The organism is Streptosporangiales bacterium, assembly GCA_009379955.1.
Lineage (GTDB): Bacteria > Actinomycetota > Actinomycetes > Streptosporangiales > WHST01 > WHST01.
In genome coordinates, this window is the sequence record WHST01000015.1 from 17,950 (window position 1) to 36,520 (window position 18,571).

Consider the following 18,571-nt stretch of genomic DNA (forward strand, 5'->3'; position numbering starts at 1 on the left):
AGCCTACGCGGCCGGAGCCGTGCGGACGGGGTGGCCCGCCGCGGCGAGCGTCGCCTTGACCTCGCCGATCCGGAACCGCCCGAAGTGGAACACGGTCGCGGCGAGCACCGCGTCGGCGCCGGCGGCCACGGCCGGCGGGAAGTCGGCGAGCCCGCCCGCCCCGCCACTGGCGACGACGGGCACCGACACCACAGACCTGATCGCGCGGATGAGCTCGAGGTCGTAGCCGTCGCCGGTGCCGTCGGCGTCCATCGAGTTCAGCGTCACCTCGCCGGCGCCGAGCTCGGCCGCACGCGCCGCCCACTCGACCGCGTCGATGCCGGTGCCGCGGCGGCCGCCGTGGGTGGTCACCTCGAAGCCGGACGGTGTGCCGGGTGCGCGGCGTACGTCCATCGACAGCACGACACACTGCGACCCGAAGCGCTCGGCGGCCTCGCGCAGCAGCTCGGGCCGCGCGACCGCACCGGTGTTGACCGTCACCTTGTCGGCGCCCGCACGGAGCAGCCGGTCGACGTCGGCGACCTCACGCACGCCGCCGCCGACGGTCAGCGGGATGAACACCTGCTCGGCCGTGCGGCGCACCACGTCGTACGTGGTCGAACGGTCCTGGGCACTCGCGGTGATGTCGAAGAAGACGAGCTCGTCGGCCCCCTCGGCGTCGTAGACCCGGGCGAGCTCGACCGGGTCACCGGCGTCGCGCAGGTCGGTGAACCGCACGCCCTTGACGACCCGCCCGGCGTCGACATCGAGGCAGGGGATGACTCTCACGGCAACCGTCACGGGCGCTCGAGCTCCTCCGGTACGGACACGGGCAGGCCGAGGCGTTCGCGGATCGTGCGCTGGACGGCGCCCCGCTCGGCACGCGCGTCGACGGTCACGACGAACTCCTTGCGCTGGAAGAGCTCGAGCACGGGGTTGGTCTTGCCGTGGTAGTCGCGCAGCCGCGCCGCGAGTGCCTCCTCGGTGTCGTCCTCGCGGGTCACGAGCTCGCGGCCGCAGACGTCGCACCGGTCGTCGACCTCCGGGTGGTGCGCGATGAGGTTGTAGTCCATGCCGCAGCCGGCGCACAGCCGCCGCGCGAGCACGCGGCGGCGCACCTCGTCGTCGGGCAGGTCGAGGTGGATGACACCGTCGATGTCGTAGCTCTCCAGGAAGAACTCCGCCTGCCGCGCGTTGCGCGGGAACCCGTCGACGATGAAGCCGTAGTTCCAGTCGTGCTGGTCGAGCCGTTCCCGCACGACGGACTCGACCATGTCGTCGTCGACGAGCTCCCCGGCCGCCATGATGCGACGCACCTGCGCGCCGAGCTTGGTGTGGCTCTGCACGTGCCAGCGGAAGATGTCACCCACACTCATGTGCACGAGGTCGAAGTCCCTGGCGAGCAGCGCGCTCTGCGTGCCCTTGCCGCTGCCCTGGACACCCATGATCACGTACTTGCGCATGGTCCCGCCTCCCTCGTCATGCCACGGCCGCCAACGCCTCGGGCAGGGTGAACGCGCCCGCATACAGCGCCTTGCCGACGATCACGCCCTCGACGCCGTCGGCGGCGAGCGTCGACAGGGCGCGCAGGTCGTCGAGCGTCGCGACGCCGCCGCTCGCCACCACCGGCTTGCCCGTGGCGGCGCAGACCTCGCGGAGCAGGTCGACGTTGGGCCCGCGCAGCGTGCCGTCCTTCGTCACGTCGGTGACGACGTATCGCGCACACCCGTCGCGCTCGAGGCGCTCGAGCACCTCGAAGAGGTCGCCGCCCTCCCGCGTCCAGCCGCGGGCGGCGAGGGTGCGGCCGCGGACGTCGAGCCCGACGGCGATCCTCGGCCCGTACTCGGCGATCGCGGCGGCGCACCACTGCGGCTGCTCGAGCGCCGCCGTGCCGAGGTTCACCCGCGTGCACCCGGTCGCCAGGGCGGCCACGAGGCTCTCGTCGTCGCGGATGCCGCCGGACAGCTCCACCTGGACGTCGAGGCCGGCGACGACCTTCGCGAGCAGGTCGCGGTTGGAGCCGCGCCCGAACGCCGCGTCGAGGTCGACGAGGTGGATCCACTCCGCACCCTGTTCCTGCCACGCCTGGGCGGCGAGGTGCGGGTCGCCGTACGACGTCTCGGTGCCGGCCTCCCCCTGCACCAGGCGCACGGCCTGGCCGTCCGCGACGTCGACGGCGGGCAGCAGCTCGATGGGCACGTGGGTCCTCTCGGTCGGGTCTGGTGTCCTGGCGGGACGGTCAGCTCAGGGTGGCGACCCAGTTGCGCAGCAGCCGCGCACCCGAGTCGCCGGACTTCTCCGGGTGGAACTGCACTGCCGACAGCGGGCCGTTCTCCACCGCCGCGACGAACCGCTCGCCGTGCTCGGCCCACGTGACCAGAGGGGTCCGGTATCGGTCGCCCGGCAGGTCGAGCTGCCGCGCAGCGTAGGAGTGCACGAAGTAGAAGCGCTCGCCGGCGCCGATGCCGTCGAACAGCCGCGAGCCCTCGGGAGCGGTGACGGTGTTCCAGCCCATATGCGGGAGCACCTTGGCGTCGAGGCGCTCGACGACGCCCGGCCACTCCCCGCAGCCCTCCGTCTCGACGCCGTGCTCGACACCGCGCTCGAAGAGGACCTGCATGCCGACGCAGATGCCGAGCACGGGCCTGCCAGCCGCGAGCCGGCGCCCGACGAGCTGGTCGCCGCGCACCTCGCGTATCCCTCGCATGCACGCCGCGAACGCCCCGACGCCAGGCACGACCAGGCCGTCGGCGTCCATCGCCCTCGCGAAGTCGGCCGTCACCTCGACGTCGGCGCCCGTACGTGCCAGCGCCCGCTCCGCCGACCGCAGGTTGCCCGACCCGTAGTCGAGCACGACAACGGTGCTCATTCTCTCCCGCCCCTCGTGCTCGTGATGCCCACCTTCGACCGGCCGACGCCGAGCCAGGCCGCGAGCACGGCAACACCGGTCGCGATGACCGCGAACACGGCGGTGCCCCACGACCCCTCGCGGAACGCCTGCACCCACACGAACAGCGCGAAGCACGCGAGACCGAGCGCGACGATCCGCAGCGTACGGCTGTTGTCGCGGCGCTTGACCGGGACGGGCTCCAGCACCAGGTAGTCGGCGTCCGCGCCCTCGTGCGCCTCGGACGTCGCCGTCCCGACGAGGTACGGGGGCAGCGCGAGCAGTCCCGCCAGCCGGCGGTGCCGCACGACCTCGTCGACCTCGGCGTCGCGCACCAGCACCTCGGCGAGCTCGTCGCCGAGGTCGAGACGCCCGCACGCCTTCGCGAGCACCTCCGCGTCGCCGCCCTCGCTCAGCAGGTCCTCGCCGGTCCACTCGCCGGGCCGCGAGACGTAGTAGCCGGTCGCCTTGCCGTGGTCGAACAGGTCGTAGCCGAGCACCCGGCCCTCGAAGACGCTCACGAGCACGACCGTGGAGTCGACCCGGTCGGACAGGCGCAGCGCGACGGACGACGGCGGCTTGCGGTCGGCGCCGACGAGCCCGTACCCGTCGCCGTCGAGGAACACCCCGCACCACTCGCCCGCCTGCGGTCCCACCACGCCGGGGATGCCGGCGACCTCGAGCACGCCCACCGTCTCGTCGACCGGCGCGCGTACCGCGAGGTTCACGTACGTGGTCGCCACTAGTGTCTCGCGTCAGAGGTTGTTAGCCGCTGCCGGCGTCCAGGTGGGTGCATCGCAAGGCGGAGGTGAGCCCTCGTACTGGGCGTACTTGGGCTCTGCCGACAACGCAGCGAGGTGCCCGCCTGGGCGTCGGCAGGGGCGCACGTATCTCTCACGCGGGACACTAGCTCACGATCCCAGCACGCCCTTGGTGCTCGGCACGCCGACCACCCGCGGGTCGCGGCTGACCGCGTCACGCAGGGCCCGCGCCACCGACTTGAACTGCGCCTCGTGCACGTGGTGCGCGTTGCGTCCGGAGAGCACGCGGACGTGCAGGCAGATCTGCGCGTTGGCGACGATCGACTCCCAGACGTGCTGGGTCAGCGTGACGTCGTACGTGCCGATCATCGCGGCGCGGGTCTCGAGCTCCTCGTGCACGAGGTACGGCCGGCCGGACAGGTCGACCGCGGTCTGGCACAGCGCCTCGTCGAGCGGCACGAGCGCGTCGCCGAACCTGCGGATGCCCGACCGGTCGCCGAGCGCCTCGCGCAGAGCCAGGCCGAACGCGATCGCGGTGTCCTCGACCGTGTGGTGCGCGTCGATCTCGATGTCGCCCTTGGTGCGCGCCGTGAGGTCGAACCCGCCGTGCCTGCCGAGCTGGCTCAGCATGTGGTCGTAGAACGGCACGCCCGTGTCGACCTCGACGACGCCCGCGCCGTCGAGGTCGAGCTCGACGTGCACGTCGGACTCCTTCGTCGTGCGGTCGACGACCGCTCGACGCCCGTTGTCGCTCACCTGTCGACCTCCTTGAGTGCACTGAGAAATGCGTCGACCTCATCCGGCAGACCGGCCGTGACCCGCAACCAGCCGGCGAGGCCGACGTCGCGGACGAGCACGCCGCGGTCGAGGAGCTGCTGCCACGCGCGCCGCTGGTCGGAGAACCGGCCGGCGAGCACGAAGTTCGCGTCGGAGTCGACGACCTCGAAGCCGAGATCGCGCAACCGCTCGACCATCCGGTCGCGCTCCGCCCGCACCGCGTCGACCGTGCCCAGCAGGTCGCCGGCGTACCTGAGCGCGGCGCGCGCGACCGCCTGCGTCACCGCGGACAGGTGGTACGGCAGCCGCACCAGGTGCAGCGCGTCGACGACCGCGGCGTCGGCCGCGAGGTAGCCGACGCGGGCACCGGCGAGCGCGAACGCCTTCGACATCGTGCGCGTCACGATCAGCCGCGGGTGGTCGGGCAGCAGGGTCAGCGCGCTCGCGGTGCCGGCGCGCGCGAACTCCGCGTACGCCTCGTCGACCACGACCATGCCGGGGGCGACGTCGAGGATGCGCGCCACCGTGTCGAGTGGCAGCGCGGTGCCCGTGGGGTTGTTCGGTGAGGTGAGGAAGACGACGTCGGGACGCTCCGCCGCCACCACCTCGACCGCGCGGTCGGCGTCGATGCCGAAGTCGTCGTCGCGCCACGCGTTGTGCCAGGCGGTGCCCGTGGCGAGCGAGATCAGCCGGTGCATGGTGTACGACGGCTCGAAGCCCAGCGCCGCACGCCCGGGGCCGCCGAAGGCCAGCAGGATCTGCTGGATCACCTCGTTGGAGCCGTTCGCAGCCCAGACCCGCTCGGCCGTCAGGTCGTGACCGAGGTAGGCCGCCAGGTCCTCGCGCAGCCGCGTCGCCTCGCGGTCGGGGTAGCGGTTGAGCGACGCGGCGGCCGCCGCCACGTCGCGCGCCACCTCCGCGACAAGAGCGGCGGGCGGCGGGTGCGGGTTCTCATTGGTGTTCAGGCATACCGGCACGTCGAGCTGCGGGGCCCCGTACGGCGAGAGCCCGCGCAGGTCGTCGCGGAGCGGAAGGTCTTCGAGCTTCATGGCTGGGATTCCTCGGCGGAGTCGGGGTCACTGACGTTCGCGTACCGCGGCCACATGCGCGTGGAGATGCTCGGCCGAGCCGAGCGCGTCGATGTGGTCGGCGACGCCGGCGAGTGCCTCACGCGTGTACTCCACGACGTGGACGCCCTTGAGGAACGACTGGACGGACAGCCCGCCGGTGTGCCGTGCGGTGCCACCGGTCGGCAGGACGTGGTTGGACCCGGCGAGGTAGTCGCCAAGCGGCACCGGCGAGTACTCCCCCACGAATATCGCGCCGGCGTTGCGGACCCGCGCCGCGACGTCACGCGCGTTCGCGGTGAGCACCTCGACGTGCTCCGCCGCCCAGGCGTCGACGACCTCGAGCGCCTGGTCGAGGTCGCGGACGAGCACGAGCGCGGACTGGTTCGCGAGCGACGGCTCGACGAGCGCGCGGTTGGGCGTGTGCGGCACGCGGGCGGCGAGCTCGGCCGCGACGGCGTCGAGCAGCTCGACGGAGTCGGTGACGAGCATGACGGCCGAGTTGTCGGAGTGCTCGGCCTGCGCCATCAGGTCGACCGCGACGTACGCCGGGGTCGCCGACGCGTCGGCGAGCACGCACACCTCGCTCGGGCCGGCCTCGGCGTCGATGCCGACGACACCGCGCAGCAGTCGCTTGGCCGCGGCGACGTAGACGTTGCCAGGCCCGGCGACGAGGTCGACGGGCGCGCACTCGGCCGTGCCGTACGCGAACATGGCCACCGCCTGCGCCCCGCCGACGGCGTAGACCTCGTCGACGCCGAGCAGCGCGCACGCGGCGAGGATCGTGGGGTGCGGCAGTCCGGTCTGCCTGTCGGGCGGTGAGGCGACGGCAGCTGCGTCGACGCCCGCGACCTGGGCCGGCACGACGTTCATCACGACGCTCGACGGCAGCGGCACGAGCCCGGCGGGGGCGTACAGCCCGACCCGGTGGATCGGAACCCAGCGCTCGGTCACGGTGCCGCCCGGCACGACCTGGGTGGCGACGTCGGCGCGGCGCTGTGCCTCGTGGACGATCCGCGCCCGCCTGATCGCCTCGTCGAGGGCGGCACGCACCCTGTCGTCGAGGTCGACCAGCGCCTTCTCCAGCGCCTCGGCCGGCACCCGCGTGGTGGTCAGCTCGACGCCGTCGAACCGCCGGGTCGCGTCGACGACGGCCGCGAGCCCGCGCTGCTCGACGTCCGCGCACACGGGACGGACGGCGTCGAGGGCCGCTTCGACGTCGAGCGCGGCGCGCGGCAGCAGCCCGCGCACCTCGTCGGCGGCGCGCTCGCGGAGGTCGAGACGTCGGATCACCCGGCCGATTCTATGCTGCCCGGTCTAGGCTGACGCCGATGGCAGGCTCAGGGACGCCCGCGACGATCGCCGCCACGCGGGCGCGGATCGCGTTCACGCTGCACGCGTACGAGCACGACGAGAGCGCCGCGTCGTACGGCCTGGAGGCCGCGGCGGCACTCGGGGTGGAGCCCGAGCGCGTGTACAAGACGCTGGTCGCCGAGGTCGACGGCGCGCTCACGGTCGGCGTGGTACCCGTCGACGCCTCGCTCGACCTCAAGGCCCTCGCCCAGGCGGCGGGTGGGAAGAGGGCGACGCTCGCCGACCCGCGGAAGGCCGAGCGCGCGACGGGCTACGTCGTCGGCGGCATCAGTCCGCTCGGCCAGAAGCGCAGGCTGCCGGTGTTCGTCGACGCGTCGGCGTCGTCGTACACCACCGTGTACGTCTCCGCGGGGCGGCGGGGTCTCGACATCGAGCTCGCCCCCGCCGACCTGCTGGCGCTCAGCGGCGGCCGGACCGCCGCCCTCGCCCGCTGACCCGCCGACCGAGCAGCATGGCGCCGACGGTGAGCGCCAGGGCACCCGCACCCACGGCGACGAGGCCGCGCTTGACGCCGCGGACCCGCTCGTTCATCGACTCCCTGTCGTTGACGTGCGGGAACGGCACGTCGGGGACGGGGACGCCGAGGAACGCGCACAGCGGCTCCCAGCCCTCGCGTACCTCGAAGACGAGCAGCCGGTCGCTCGGCACCTCGGCCCGTACCTCGTCGTTGTGCCGCCGGTAGACGCCGAGCGCGTACTCCTTGTCGGCGAACCGGCCGAAGAACGTGCCGTGCCAGATCACGTCGCCCGTCAACGCGTGCATGCCCCGTGCGGGCGGGTAGAGCAGGCCGGCGAACGCCGCGAAGGCGCCCGACATCCCGTAGATCGTCTCGCGCACGCTCTCGTACCAGCGGTCGGGATCGCGGACGCTGAGGATCACCTTGGCGTCGGGGTACGCGCGGACCAGCTCGCGCCAGAACCGCGCGCCCGGCCAGTCGACGGTGGACCGGTAGCCCGCGAAGAGCTCGTCCCAGTCGACCGGGAGCCCCGCGGCGGCCTGCCGCCACACCTGCTTGTGCCGCGGCGTGGCCATCACCTCGGTCATGTGGTAGCACGGCCCGACACCCAGCTGCTCCAACGCCTCCTTGAGCGAGAGCGTGCCGGTGCGGCCGAACCCGGCTCCGACGACCTTCACCTGACGCGCCCGCTTCCTCGCTCACCTCCGGCAGGTGCCGCGACGACGCCCTTCCCCGTCCCACAGGCGTCGCGACCCCTACCTGCGGCTCGTTCGTCAGCTCCTGCGCTCTCCACCACGTGCCTCCCGGTGTCGACTCACCCCGCGTCGGTCGGGCGCGGCAGGATCATCGTAGGCACGGGCGAACGGCGGACGATCTTGTTGGCCCGCGAGCCGAGGAACACCCGCGTGACCATGCCCACAGCGCTCGACCCGAGGGCCAGCACGTCGCCCTCGGTCCAGCCGAGCGTCTCGACCGCGTCGCCCCAGGTGCGGCCACTGACGACGGACGGCTCGACGCCGGCCGGTACGTCCGGCAGCGACGCGAGCGCCTCGCGCTGCGCGGCGACGACCTGCTCGTGCCACTGCGTCAGGACGGTCGCCTCGGCGCGCAGGCCGACCCCTGCCGTGGGTGTCTCGTGCCTGCCGACGAGGAAGCTGGCCACCCGCATCGGGACGCCGAGCCGGCCGGCCAGCGCCGCGGTCGCCGCGAGCACGTCGCGTGCCTCCGGCGTGCCGGCGAACGCACACGTCAACCGCGTGGCGCGGTCGAACGAGCCGGCCGTGAAGCCGCGGGGCGCGAGGAGGAGCGGCACCGGCGAGCTGTGCAGCAGCCGGTCGCTGGTGCTGCCGAGCACGACGCGGCCGAACGGACCGCCGGACGACGAGCCCACGACGAGCGTCGAGGCCCCGTGCTCGGCGACGGCGTCGAGCAGGCCCGCGGGCACCGAGCGCGCGCGTCTGGTGACGAACGTCGCCTCGACGGAGTCGCCGAGCATCTCGCGTGCGTCGGCGAGCGCCCGGTCGGCCTGGGTGCGACGCCACTGGTCGTACTCGGCGTCGACCCGCGCGGAGCTGGGGTAGTTCCAGGGCTCGGGGATCACCGTGCACACGACGAGCGGTTCCCCCGCCGCGGCCGCGAACAGCCGCGCGGCGTCGAGCCCTGCGCGACCGGACTCGACTGGCGGCAGGCTGACGAGGACCGTCATGAGGTGGCCTCCAAAGCGAGCATCGCAGCGAGAACGCCGACGGCGGGTCGCGCGATCACCGCACGTGAGCGAGGAGCGGAGCGGAGGAGGCTGCCGGGAAGCACCGTCATGGGGTGGCCTCATCCGTGGGCTGGGCGAGCCGGGAGTGGCGGCGGGCGTAGGTGACGTAGTAGACCATCGCGACGGCCAACCAGATCGCGAAGGCGACGAGCGTGATCCGGTCCAGGCCGGAGATGAGGTAGAGGCAGGCGGCCACCGCGAGCACGGGCGTGACGGGGTAGCCGGGTACGCGGAAACCGCGTGGCAGGTGCGGGGAGGTGCGGCGCAGGATCATCACGCCGACCGCCACCACGGTGAACGCCGCGAGCGTGCCGACGCTGGTGAGGTCGGCGAGGTAGTCGAGCGGCACCAGCCCCGCGAGGATCGCGACCACGATCGCGACGATGATCGTGTTCTGGATCGGCGTCAGCGTCCGCGCGTCGACCCGGCTGAAGACCGGCGGGAGCATGCCGTCGCGGCCCATCGCGAACAGGATGCGGGTCTGCCCGTACAGCGAGACGAGCGTGATGCCGAAGATGGAGACGACCGCGCCCGCCGCCAGGATGACCGCCGGCCAGCCCGCGCCGGTGACGTCGCGCAGGATCGCCGCGAGGCCGGCCTCCTGTCCCTCGAACCGCTCCCACGGCTGCGCGCCGACCGCTGATACGGCGACGAGGATGTAGACGGCGGTGACGATGACGAGGGCGAGGACGATCGCCATCGGCAGCGTCCGCCGCGGGTCGCGCACCTCCTCGCCGGCCGTCGACACAGCGTCGAGGCCGATGAACGAGAAGAAGATCGAGCCGGCGGCGACACCGACGCCGGCCACGCCGAACGGCGCGAAGTTCGACAGGTTGCCGGACCGGAACCCGGTGAACGCGATCGCCACGAACATCAGCAGCACCGCGACCTTGATGATGACCATCACGGTGTTGACCCGGGCGGACTCGCTCGTCCCCCGGATCAGCAGCAGCGCGCACATGGCGACGAGGAAGACGGCCGGCAGGTTGATGACGCCGCCCGCCGAGGGCGCGAAGGACAGGGCGGTGGGGATGGTGACGCCGACGGTGTCGCCGAGCAGCGAGTTGAGGTACTCCGACCAGCCGACGGCGACGGCCGCGCACGCGACGCCGTACTCCAGCAGCAGGCAGGCTCCCACACCGAACGCGACGATCTCGCCGAGCGTCGCGTAGGCGTACGAGTACGACGATCCCGACACGGGGATGATCGAGGCGAGCTCGGCGTAGCACAGTGCCGTGAGCCCGGCGGTGACGCCCGCGAGCACGAACGACAGGATCACCGCGGGTCCGGCCTCGGGCACGGCCTGGCCGAGGACGAAGAAGATGCCGGTGCCGACGGTCGAGCCGACACCGAACATGGTGAGCTGGAACAGGCCGATCGACCGTCGCAACGTGCCCTTGCTCGCGTCGTCGGCGCCGGTCTCCCTCGCCATCGCGTCGATCGGCTTGCGCCGGAGCACGCTCCGCGAGACCGTCGGTGTCGCCATGGCCAGCCTCCTCAGGTCCTGCGCGTGTGGAGGAGGAGACGCTCCTCCGCGTCGTGACCGCCGGCGACCGAGGGCGTCCGGAGGACGAACACGAGACCGAGCAACCACCACAGCCCGACGATCACCCATTCGTAGGGCCAGATCAGCGCGGCCGGCATGCCCGGGAGGTACAGCACACCGAGACCGAGCGCCAGCACGGCGGCGACGACGCCGACCGGCACGCCGCCACGCACCCGGAAGGGACGTTCCATCGCCGGCTCGCGCACCCGGAGGATGACGAACGAGACCGCGACCATGAAGAACGCGACGACGATGTTGATGCCGCCGGCGTCGACGAGCCAGACGAGCGTCTGCTCACCGAACAGCGGCGCGGCACCGGACAGCACGCCGATGAACAGCAGGGCGTTGCTCGGCGTGCGGAATCGCGGGTGCAGCCGGCCGAACCAGCGCGGCAACATGCCCGAGTGCGCCATCGCGTAGACCAGGCGGCTGGCCCCGATGAGGAAGGCGTTCCAGCTCGTCAGGATGCCGGCGATGCCGCCGAGGACGAGCAGCTGACCCATCAGCCGGCTGTCCCACAGGGCGGCCATCCCGTCGGCGGACGCGAGGTCGGTCTTCACCAGGTCGCTCACCGGCATCGACGTGCCAACGGTCAGCATGATCATGGCGTACCAGACGACGGCCAGCGCGACCGAGACCAGCAGCAGCTGGCCGATCCTCCGCGCCGGCACGTTGATCTCCTCGGCCGACTGCGGGATCACATCGAACCCCACGTAGAAGAACGGCGTCGCGACGAGCACCCCGATGACGCCGAGCGCCCCGCCGGTGAACAGCGGCTCGAGGTGCCCGGGGTCGCCGCCCACGAACGAGCCGGTGAGGAGCGTCAGGCCGCATGCCCCGAGGAAGAGCACGGCGACCATCTGGAACACCGCGGCGGGGCGGACGCCGATGTAGTTGATGACCGTCATGAGGACGGCGCCGCCGATGCCGACGGCCACCCACGTGACGTGCACGTCGCTGCCGGCAACGCTCCACATCCGCCCGGCCAGCATGTCGGGGAACAGGTACAGGAGGGTCTGCGGCAGGGCGACCGCCTCGAACGCCGCGACCGTCACGTACCCGAGTACCAGCGCCCACGAGGTGACGAACGCCGGGCGCGAGCCCATGGCGCGCAGCGCGTAGTTGTGCTCCCCGCCGGCCGTCGGCATCGCCGCGACCAGCTCGGCGTAGGTGAGGCCGACGAACGCGATGACGATGCCGCCGATGACGAACGCCAGCGCCGCGCCGACACTCCCCGCGCCGCCGACGAAATCGCCGGTCCTGACGATCCAGCCGAAGCCGATCATCGCGCCGAACGCGACGGCGATGACGTCTCCGCGGCGAAGGACGCGGGTGAAGCTCGCGGTGTCCTGGCTCATCGGTCCGCCTCGCGCTGGACGATCGTGACGGGCCTGTTCTTAGCACGACCGGCCGCGCGAGCACCAGGGTCAGACCTTGGCGGCGCGCTCCACGAACGGGTCGAGCACGGCGGGACTGCCCGCCGCGATCAGCGGCACGCCGCTCGCGGTGTCGATCCACCCCGCGACGCCGCCCGCCGCCCGCACGACCGCGACACCCGCTGCGACATCCCAGTCGTTGACGCCGTAGCCGAGGTAGACGTCGAGCTGACCGAGCGCCACGGCCATCAGGTCGCACGCCGACGAGCCGGTGCGCCGGAAGTCGCGCACCTGCGGCATCAGGTCGGTGAGGACCTCCATGATGCGGACCCGCAGGTCGTCGTCGCCGGCCAGGCCGACGGAGAAGATGACCGACGACAGGTCGGTGGTGCCCGTGACGCCGGGCACGGTGTCGCGCGCGACCGAGACGCCCTCGCCGCCGGCGATCCAGTCCCCGGTGGTCGGGCGGACGAGCGCGCCCGCGACGAAGTCGCCGTCGCGCTCCGCGCCGACCGAGACGGCGTAGTCGTCGCGCCGGTGGACGAAGTTCATCGTGCCGTCGAGCGGGTCGACGACCCAGGTGACACCGGAGGTGCCGGCGCGTCGCCCCGACTCCTCCGACAGTACGGCGTCGGCGGGACGCGCGGACAGCAGCGTCCGCAGGATCGCGGCGTCGGCCGCGTGGTCGGCGGCGGTGACGAAGTCGTGCGCGTTGGCCTTGGTGCTGATGTCGAGGTCGCCCGCGCGGACGACCGTACGGATCGCGTCGGCGCCCAGCTGGGCGGCCACCAGGGCGACATGGGCAAGGGAACCGCCGGATGCGCTCATCGGCGCCAGCCTACCCAGGAGGTTCAGCCGCCCTGCTCTCCCTGCGGCCCGGTGTACGGGTACGCCGAGGTATGGTCGCCCGCCTCGCGGATCGGCGGCAGCTCCCTGGGTGGCGGCGGCGCGGTCGACCTCGACCTGGTGAACCTGCGCTGCACCTCCTCGGTCAGCACGCCGAGGAACACGGTGAGCGTCGCGGCGAGCGGCCACAGCGTGAGGACGCCCTTGGCGCGTACGTCGAGCGGTGCCAGCAGGTGCTGCCCGTCGCGGACGGCGGCGACCGCGGCGTCGTACTCCGCGGCGCCGAACCAGTGCCCGACCTGCCAGGCGACCACCGAGGCGACGGTGGCCCCGATCGCGAGACCGACGACCGCGCCGAGGATGCGGCGGTGGAACACCGCGTGGCAGGCGCTGCCGCTGAGGATGCCCGCCACGAGCGCGATGACCGCGAACCACCCGTCGGCGGCGATCGGCGCGCCGGGGACGGGCTCGGTGTAGAGGCCGACGCCCTGGTCGAACTGGTACTCGGTGCGCGGCGCGATGACGTGCCACAGCAGCCCGGCGAGCGCACCGAGCAGCGCCAGCACGCCCACCACGATCAGGGCGGCCACCAGGTGCGAGACCACGAGACGTGCCGTACCCGCCGACCTGGTCTCGCTCCGCTGGACCGTCACCGTCACGGCCGCACCACCTCGCGTCCCGACACCACGGCGAGCGGCGACGTCCACGACTTCGGCTCGCTCAGCGGATCGGCGGGCAGGACGACCATGTGCGCCCGCCGGCCGACGACGACCGCCGGCTCGCACCGGCCGCGCAGGCCGTGCACGCCGGCCGAGCCCTCGGTCGCCGCCCGCATCGCGCCCTCGTCGCCCAGGCCCGCCTCCGCGAGGAGCGCGAGCTCCTCGACGTCGACGCCTGTCGAGGTGCCGGTGTTACCGAGGTCGGTGCCGTAGACCAGCGGCACGCCGGCGCCGACGAGGGCCCTGGCGTTGGCCCGTACCGCGTTCGCCTGCGGCCCGCCCTGCCCGACGAGCGTATGCAGGGTGGAGACCACGGGCACCTCCTCGAGCGCGAGCCTGGCCACCAGGTGCGTCGGCAGGTGCTCGACCGGCAGGTGCGCGAGCTCGTCGGCACCGGCGTCGAGCGCGCGGGAGACCATCTCGACCGTCAGGGCGTGGCAGGTGACCGCGAGACCGGCGTCGTGCGCCGCGTCGACGACCGCGCGGACGACCTCGGCCGGCGGCACCGGCAGGCCGTCGGCGGGCTCGAGCGCCACCTTCACCACGTCGACGCCGGCGTCGACCAGCGTGCCGACGGCGCGCCGCGCCTCACCCGGCGAGCCGAGGAAGCGGGCGAACCCGCGGGCGCCCCAGGACCGCGACGGGTAGCCGCCGGGAGCGGTGAGGAGGGGGCCGGATACCGCGACGACGGGAACGGCGTCGGGTGCCCGCCGATCGCGGGCATCGTCGACCGGGGAGCCAAGGTCACGGACCGCCACGACGCCGCCCGCGGCCATCGCGGCGGCCGAGCCGAAGGCCAGGTGGACGTGCGCGTCGACCACGCCGGGACCCACCCAGCCACCCGCGACCACGGGCACGCCGTCGGGCAGGTCGACGAGGTGCGCGGGGCCGTACGCCGCGACGATCCCCTCGGCGTCGACGACGACCACGGCGTCGTCGATCGCCGGCTCACCTCCGCCGGGCCACAGCCGTCCCCGCAGGACGTACCCGCGCGGGCGGGCGGTGACGCCGGCGGTCGGCTCCTCACGTGTCATCGGGCGACAGCCTACGGGCACCGCGGGTCCCCGACGGCGAGAGCGCCCGATGGGGACCGAGCGTCCGGGCCTCCACCCGATCAGAACATCGGCGACGGCCGCGACGACAGGGAGCGGTGTTGACCGTAGTGGAGCAGACGGGATTACCGTCACCTTCCAAGGAGTGAGGACCCGATGACCACCCGGATCTCGAACCCCGACACCGGCAAGCGCGTCACGGTCAGCACACCCGCCGAGGTCGACCAACCTGTCACCGAGCTGTCCGACCCCGAAGGCCTCCAATCCCGATATGTCTGCCGCCGTCGAAGGTTCGTCACATGCCCCTGCTCGCTGGCGTGCACGCGGGATACAGCTACTTGCCTATGCCGGCGAGCGAGAATCAGTTGTCAGCTGTTGCTCGTCGCAAGGGCCCAGAACACGACGGCCACAGTGAAGAACAGCGCCAGGAATACAAGCTTTGTCCCTTCCCGCATCGTCCCCTCAGTTCGTCTCGTGTCCGCACGCATGGGCGTGTGTCGGCCGGGCGGGGTGGCACGGCGAATATGGCCACCCCGCCCTGTCTGTCCGGCAGTAGGGGCGCGACCGCCGGACCGACCACCGTGGGGTCGGTCAGCTGAACTCGCCGGCCGCTGAGCCCCGCACGAACGCGCGGAACTCCGCGTTGTCGAAGCACAACGCGCCGAGCTGCGGGTTCTTGGAGTCGCGGAGGGCCACTCCGCCGTCGAGCAACGAGACCTCGACGCAGTTGTCCGGCTGGCTGAAGCTCGACTTGCGCCACGACGCGTTCGTCAGGTCCTGGCTGTAGAGATCGTCCTTGGCTACTGGCTGGGTCATGCTGGTTCCTTCCGATTCTCGAGGTAACCCGCCGGGCCGTTGCCTGGCGGGTGGGCCAGCCGTGCACCTTGCCATCGGGCGTCGGTCCACGGCCGGCTCGGTCTCACGACGACCCGGTCTCTCATCGATCGACAGACCGGCATGGGCTCGTCGAGGTACTAGACGTTGTTCCACACGAAGAGGCCGTACTTGTCGGCCAGGCACATCGGGCACGGCAACCGGTTCAGGTGTAGGCGACACCGTTCGCGTTCTACCGCCTGGTCGCCGTCCTCCGTCGCGCCGTCCCCCTGCGCCACCTCTGGTTGCGTCATCTCGCCAGCAGTTGAGGTGGCCGTGCTCTTGGGTTTGTCGCCGCCTGCACCAGCACTGTTCATCCGCCTTGCCCCTCCCTGATCGCCTCGCCGGAGTTGGTGAGCGAGACGGTCGCCGGCTCGGGGCCAAGGCGACCGCCCGGCCACGTTGACGCGTCAGCCGCCCCGTCTCTGCACAGTCCGTCGTGTGTGGCGTTGCCGGCCAGTGCACCGCGTTTCGAGCAACGGCCGGGAGGGGAACAACGCGTCAAGACCGTCAACTTGTCAGCGGCATCTGCTGCCTACTTCGTCCTGACCTGGTAGAACGGTGCTCGACTGCAGTTGACGGGGGTGAGGCGCAAGGTGACGTCGGGGCAACCGAATGGTGTGCTTGCCGCGCTGCTGACCGAGCTGGACTGGTCACCGCGCGCGCTCGCGCGGCGCATCAACCGCCACTACGGCGCGGGTACTGTCGCCGAGACTGCTCCCTATCACTGGCGTGACGCGGGTCGTGTTCCCCGCACACCGGTACCCAGTTACGTCGCTGGTGTGTTGGCACGCGAGCTTGGCCGCCCGGTAACGGTTGCGGAGCTATGGCAGGGTAACGCCAGCGAGTCGGCGGTCAGCACGACCGCTGACCAGGCGATGCATCAGCCGTGGTCACGTGCCGGGGCCCTCGCCGTCCTCGATGACTGGCTGGTCTCCGGACTCGTGGATCGGCGACAGTTCCTTGCCGTCACTGGCGCAACGTTGACGGCGATGATCTCGGGCTATACGCCGGACGGCATTGGTCGTCTCGTCGCGGCGCTCAACGGCGGCCGGGTCGTGGATCCTTTGCTTGAGCAGATCGAGCAGGGCATCCCGCTACTTCAGCGCCTCGACGACGCCACGGGCGGCGGTACACACCTCACCTACATCGGCACACAGTTCCGGGCCGTGACCCTGGTGCTTCGTCGGGGAGGGCACTCGGCGAAGGTGGAAGCCCGGTTGTTCGTGGCACTGGCGGAGCTTGGTCAGCTTGCGGGTTGGATGGCTTTCGACGCCGGGGGACATGGACTCGCTCAGCGGTACTTCTTTACGGCACTGCGCGCGGCCAACGAAGCCGGGTACCGGTCGATGGCCGCGCATGTCCTTGCTGACCTTGCCTTCCAGGCAGCCACGTGTGAACGGCCGACGGACGCCGTCACGCTGGGCGAGACTGCGCTGCGCGCATCAACCAATGCACCGGCGACCGTGCGTGCCTCGGTACTCAGCCGCGCCGCGTACGGCTACGCCATCGCGGACCGAACCACCGAGTTTGAGCGTGCCTATCGCGATGGTCTCGAAGTTCTGGACCGGCGGGGCGAGGACGAACCAGCCTGGATGTACTTCCTCACGGCCAACCATCTGGATGCCCAGGCGGGGTACGCACTCGTCCACGCCGGTATTCTCGCCCTCGACCACGGCGACTCTGCGCGTGCTGGTTCGCTGCTGCGGCAGGGCCACCGTCTTCTCCGGACAGGTGTGCACGACACGCCCCTGACCGACGAGACACAACAACGACGTGCGATGTTCGAAGGCGCATGGCTGGCTGTCGCGGCAGCCGGGCGAGGTGACCTGGAACAGGCATGCATCGAGGGCCGCCACGCCCTCGCGCGAACCACAAGCGTCGAGTCGAGTCGCAGCATGGACGTACTCCGCGCGCTCCACGTCCGGCTCCGCCACCGTCACCAGAACGAACACGTTGCAGACTTCCTCCCCGTCCTCGACGCCGCCACCTCCGGCTCGGCCTTCCCACGTAGCTAACTGCACGAGGCGACATGACGACACGCCCTCCGGTCGATGCACTCGTCATCGGTGCGGGAGTCATTGGGTTGGCGACCGCCATCACCTTCGCCGAGGCCGGGCACCGCGTCCTCGTGAGAACCGCGGAACCGTTGGAACAGACGACCTCTGCCGTGGCTGGCGCACTCTGGGGGCCGTGGATGGCAGAACCCGCCGACAGAGCCATGACCTGGGCCGCGCACACTTTGACCTTCCTCACCGATCTAGCGGGCCGACCCGGAACCGGGGTACGCGTCGCTACCGGTACCGACGTGTCGAACGTCGAGCACGAGCCACCCGAATGGTTCTCCCTTCTCCGAGGATTGCGGCCGTGCCATGGAGACGAGCTGCCTCCCGGGTATGCGCACGGCAACCGCTACACCGCACCGCTGGTCGATATGCCCGTCCACCTTCGGTATTTGGCCAATCGATTACACGCGGCCGGAGGCGAGATCGCTGTCGAGTCGGTAGACACGATCGAGGACGCTGCTGACTTGGCGCTGCTCATCATCAACTGCGCGGGGCTCGGCGCACGCAACCTCGCCTCGGACACGCAGCTCTATCCGGTCCGTGGTCAACACGTCGTCGTCACCAACCCCGGGATTACCGACTTCCTAGAGGTCGACACCGCCGACTCCCCCGACCTTGTCGCGATCTACCCGCACGGAGATCACGTCGTCCTCGGCGGCACCGCAGAACCACATCGCTGGGACCGCACTCCGGACCCAGTAACTGCGGCCGCCATCCTGAAGCGCTGCACGGCACTCGACCCACGCCTCCGCGACGCCGAGATCATCGAACACCGCGTCGGGCTCCGGCCAACGCGACCGCAGGTACGCCTCGAACTCGGGCAGGGGCCGAGCGGCAGCATCGTTGTACACAACTACGGACATGGTGGAGCGGGTGTAAGCCTCTCCTGGGGATGCGCTGCCAAAGCATTCACCCTGGTGTCTCAGCTCTAGCGGAGTGATATCTCGATCCACAGCAACCGATGAGCAGATCGACCGAATCGCACGTAGGGCAGCACGAACCCGCAGCTGCGCCGCCGGCAGACAC

The 18,571-nt window shown here is 71.7% G+C and carries 17 protein-coding genes and 2 pseudogenes; 4 read left to right on the forward strand and 15 right to left on the reverse strand.

All coding sequences use genetic code 11. The annotated features are described in order from the left end of the window. Window positions 1–3: 3 nt before the first annotated feature. From hisF to hisD, 8 genes are all read right to left on the reverse strand, one after another. Complete coding sequence (gene hisF, locus GEV10_06815) at window positions 4–780, reverse strand: imidazole glycerol phosphate synthase subunit HisF (protein MQA78177.1); 777 nt, start codon at window positions 778–780, stop codon at window positions 4–6. Then, a complete protein-coding gene (locus GEV10_06820; protein MQA78178.1) occupies window positions 777–1,442 on the reverse strand; it encodes an adenylate kinase in 666 nt (221 codons plus the stop codon). The genes hisF and GEV10_06820 overlap by 4 nt, the downstream gene beginning before the upstream one ends. Before the next feature lie 16 nt (window positions 1,443–1,458). Continuing rightward, the gene (priA, locus tag GEV10_06825; GenBank protein MQA78179.1) at window positions 1,459–2,178 is read right to left on the reverse strand and encodes a bifunctional 1-(5-phosphoribosyl)-5-((5-phosphoribosylamino)methylideneamino)imidazole-4-carboxamide isomerase/phosphoribosylanthranilate isomerase PriA; all 720 of its coding nucleotides are present in this window, start codon (window positions 2,176–2,178) and stop codon (window positions 1,459–1,461) included. Window positions 2,179–2,218: 40 nt separating this feature from the next. Next, the gene (hisH, locus tag GEV10_06830; protein MQA78180.1) at window positions 2,219–2,848 is read right to left on the reverse strand and encodes an imidazole glycerol phosphate synthase subunit HisH; all 630 of its coding nucleotides are present in this window, start codon (window positions 2,846–2,848) and stop codon (window positions 2,219–2,221) included. Further along, the gene (locus tag GEV10_06835; GenBank protein MQA78181.1) at window positions 2,845–3,609 is read right to left on the reverse strand and encodes a hypothetical protein; all 765 of its coding nucleotides are present in this window, start codon (window positions 3,607–3,609) and stop codon (window positions 2,845–2,847) included. The genes hisH and GEV10_06835 overlap by 4 nt, the downstream gene beginning before the upstream one ends. A gap of 168 nt (window positions 3,610–3,777) precedes the next feature. Beyond that, the gene (gene hisB, locus GEV10_06840; GenBank protein ID MQA78182.1) at window positions 3,778–4,383 is read right to left on the reverse strand and encodes an imidazoleglycerol-phosphate dehydratase HisB; all 606 of its coding nucleotides are present in this window, start codon (window positions 4,381–4,383) and stop codon (window positions 3,778–3,780) included. Then, the gene (locus GEV10_06845) at window positions 4,380–5,453 is read right to left on the reverse strand and encodes a histidinol-phosphate transaminase (protein ID MQA78183.1); all 1,074 of its coding nucleotides are present in this window, start codon (window positions 5,451–5,453) and stop codon (window positions 4,380–4,382) included. The genes hisB and GEV10_06845 overlap by 4 nt, the downstream gene beginning before the upstream one ends. A gap of 27 nt (window positions 5,454–5,480) precedes the next feature. Further along, window positions 5,481–6,764: a histidinol dehydrogenase gene (hisD, locus tag GEV10_06850; protein MQA78184.1), complete on the reverse strand. Its 1,284-nt coding sequence runs from the start codon at window positions 6,762–6,764 to the stop codon at window positions 5,481–5,483. Window positions 6,765–6,802: 38 nt separating this feature from the next. Between hisD and ybaK the strand changes: the two genes are divergently transcribed. After that, window positions 6,803–7,279: a Cys-tRNA(Pro) deacylase gene (gene ybaK / locus GEV10_06855; GenBank protein ID MQA78185.1), complete on the forward strand. Its 477-nt coding sequence runs from the start codon at window positions 6,803–6,805 to the stop codon at window positions 7,277–7,279. A 70-nt stretch (window positions 7,280–7,349) separates the two neighbouring features. On the opposite strand, the pseudogene GEV10_06860 reads toward ybaK, so the two are convergent. From GEV10_06860 to GEV10_06880, 5 genes and pseudogenes are all read right to left on the reverse strand, one after another. Then, window positions 7,350–7,979, reverse strand: a pseudogene (locus tag GEV10_06860) (sulfotransferase family protein). A gap of 137 nt (window positions 7,980–8,116) precedes the next feature. Further along, window positions 8,117–9,130, reverse strand: a complete 1,014-nt coding sequence (locus GEV10_06865) for a universal stress protein (protein MQA78186.1) — start codon at window positions 9,128–9,130, stop codon at window positions 8,117–8,119. Then, window positions 9,114–10,553 (reverse strand): amino acid permease, encoded by a 1,440-nt coding sequence (locus GEV10_06870; protein MQA78187.1) that lies wholly within the window; start codon window positions 10,551–10,553, stop codon window positions 9,114–9,116. The genes GEV10_06865 and GEV10_06870 overlap by 17 nt, the downstream gene beginning before the upstream one ends. Before the next feature lie 11 nt (window positions 10,554–10,564). After that, a complete protein-coding gene (locus GEV10_06875; protein ID MQA78188.1) occupies window positions 10,565–11,971 on the reverse strand; it encodes an amino acid permease in 1,407 nt (468 codons plus the stop codon). A 69-nt stretch (window positions 11,972–12,040) separates the two neighbouring features. Next, on the reverse strand, window positions 12,041–12,817 hold the full coding sequence (locus GEV10_06880) for an inositol monophosphatase family protein (protein MQA78189.1): 777 nt from the start codon (window positions 12,815–12,817) through the stop codon (window positions 12,041–12,043). 232 nt (window positions 12,818–13,049) lie between these two features. Here GEV10_06880 and GEV10_06885 point away from each other — a divergent pair. Next, window positions 13,050–13,235, forward strand: a pseudogene (locus GEV10_06885) (hypothetical protein). A gap of 255 nt (window positions 13,236–13,490) precedes the next feature. On the opposite strand, the gene GEV10_06890 reads toward GEV10_06885, so the two are convergent. Continuing rightward, window positions 13,491–14,588: an amidohydrolase family protein gene (locus GEV10_06890; GenBank protein MQA78190.1), complete on the reverse strand. Its 1,098-nt coding sequence runs from the start codon at window positions 14,586–14,588 to the stop codon at window positions 13,491–13,493. Window positions 14,589–15,197: 609 nt separating this feature from the next. Beyond that, window positions 15,198–15,422 carry a DUF397 domain-containing protein gene (locus GEV10_06895; protein MQA78191.1) on the reverse strand — a complete coding sequence of 75 codons (225 nt, stop codon included), beginning with the start codon at window positions 15,420–15,422 and terminating at the stop codon, window positions 15,198–15,200. 653 nt (window positions 15,423–16,075) lie between these two features. Here GEV10_06895 and GEV10_06900 point away from each other — a divergent pair. Together GEV10_06900 and GEV10_06905 are read left to right on the forward strand one after the other, a co-directional pair. Beyond that, window positions 16,076–17,497 carry a transcriptional regulator gene (locus GEV10_06900; GenBank protein MQA78192.1) on the forward strand — a complete coding sequence of 474 codons (1,422 nt, stop codon included), beginning with the start codon at window positions 16,076–16,078 and terminating at the stop codon, window positions 17,495–17,497. 14 nt (window positions 17,498–17,511) lie between these two features. Then, window positions 17,512–18,477 carry an FAD-dependent oxidoreductase gene (locus GEV10_06905; protein MQA78193.1) on the forward strand — a complete coding sequence of 322 codons (966 nt, stop codon included), beginning with the start codon at window positions 17,512–17,514 and terminating at the stop codon, window positions 18,475–18,477. Window positions 18,478–18,571: the final 94 nt, after the last annotated feature.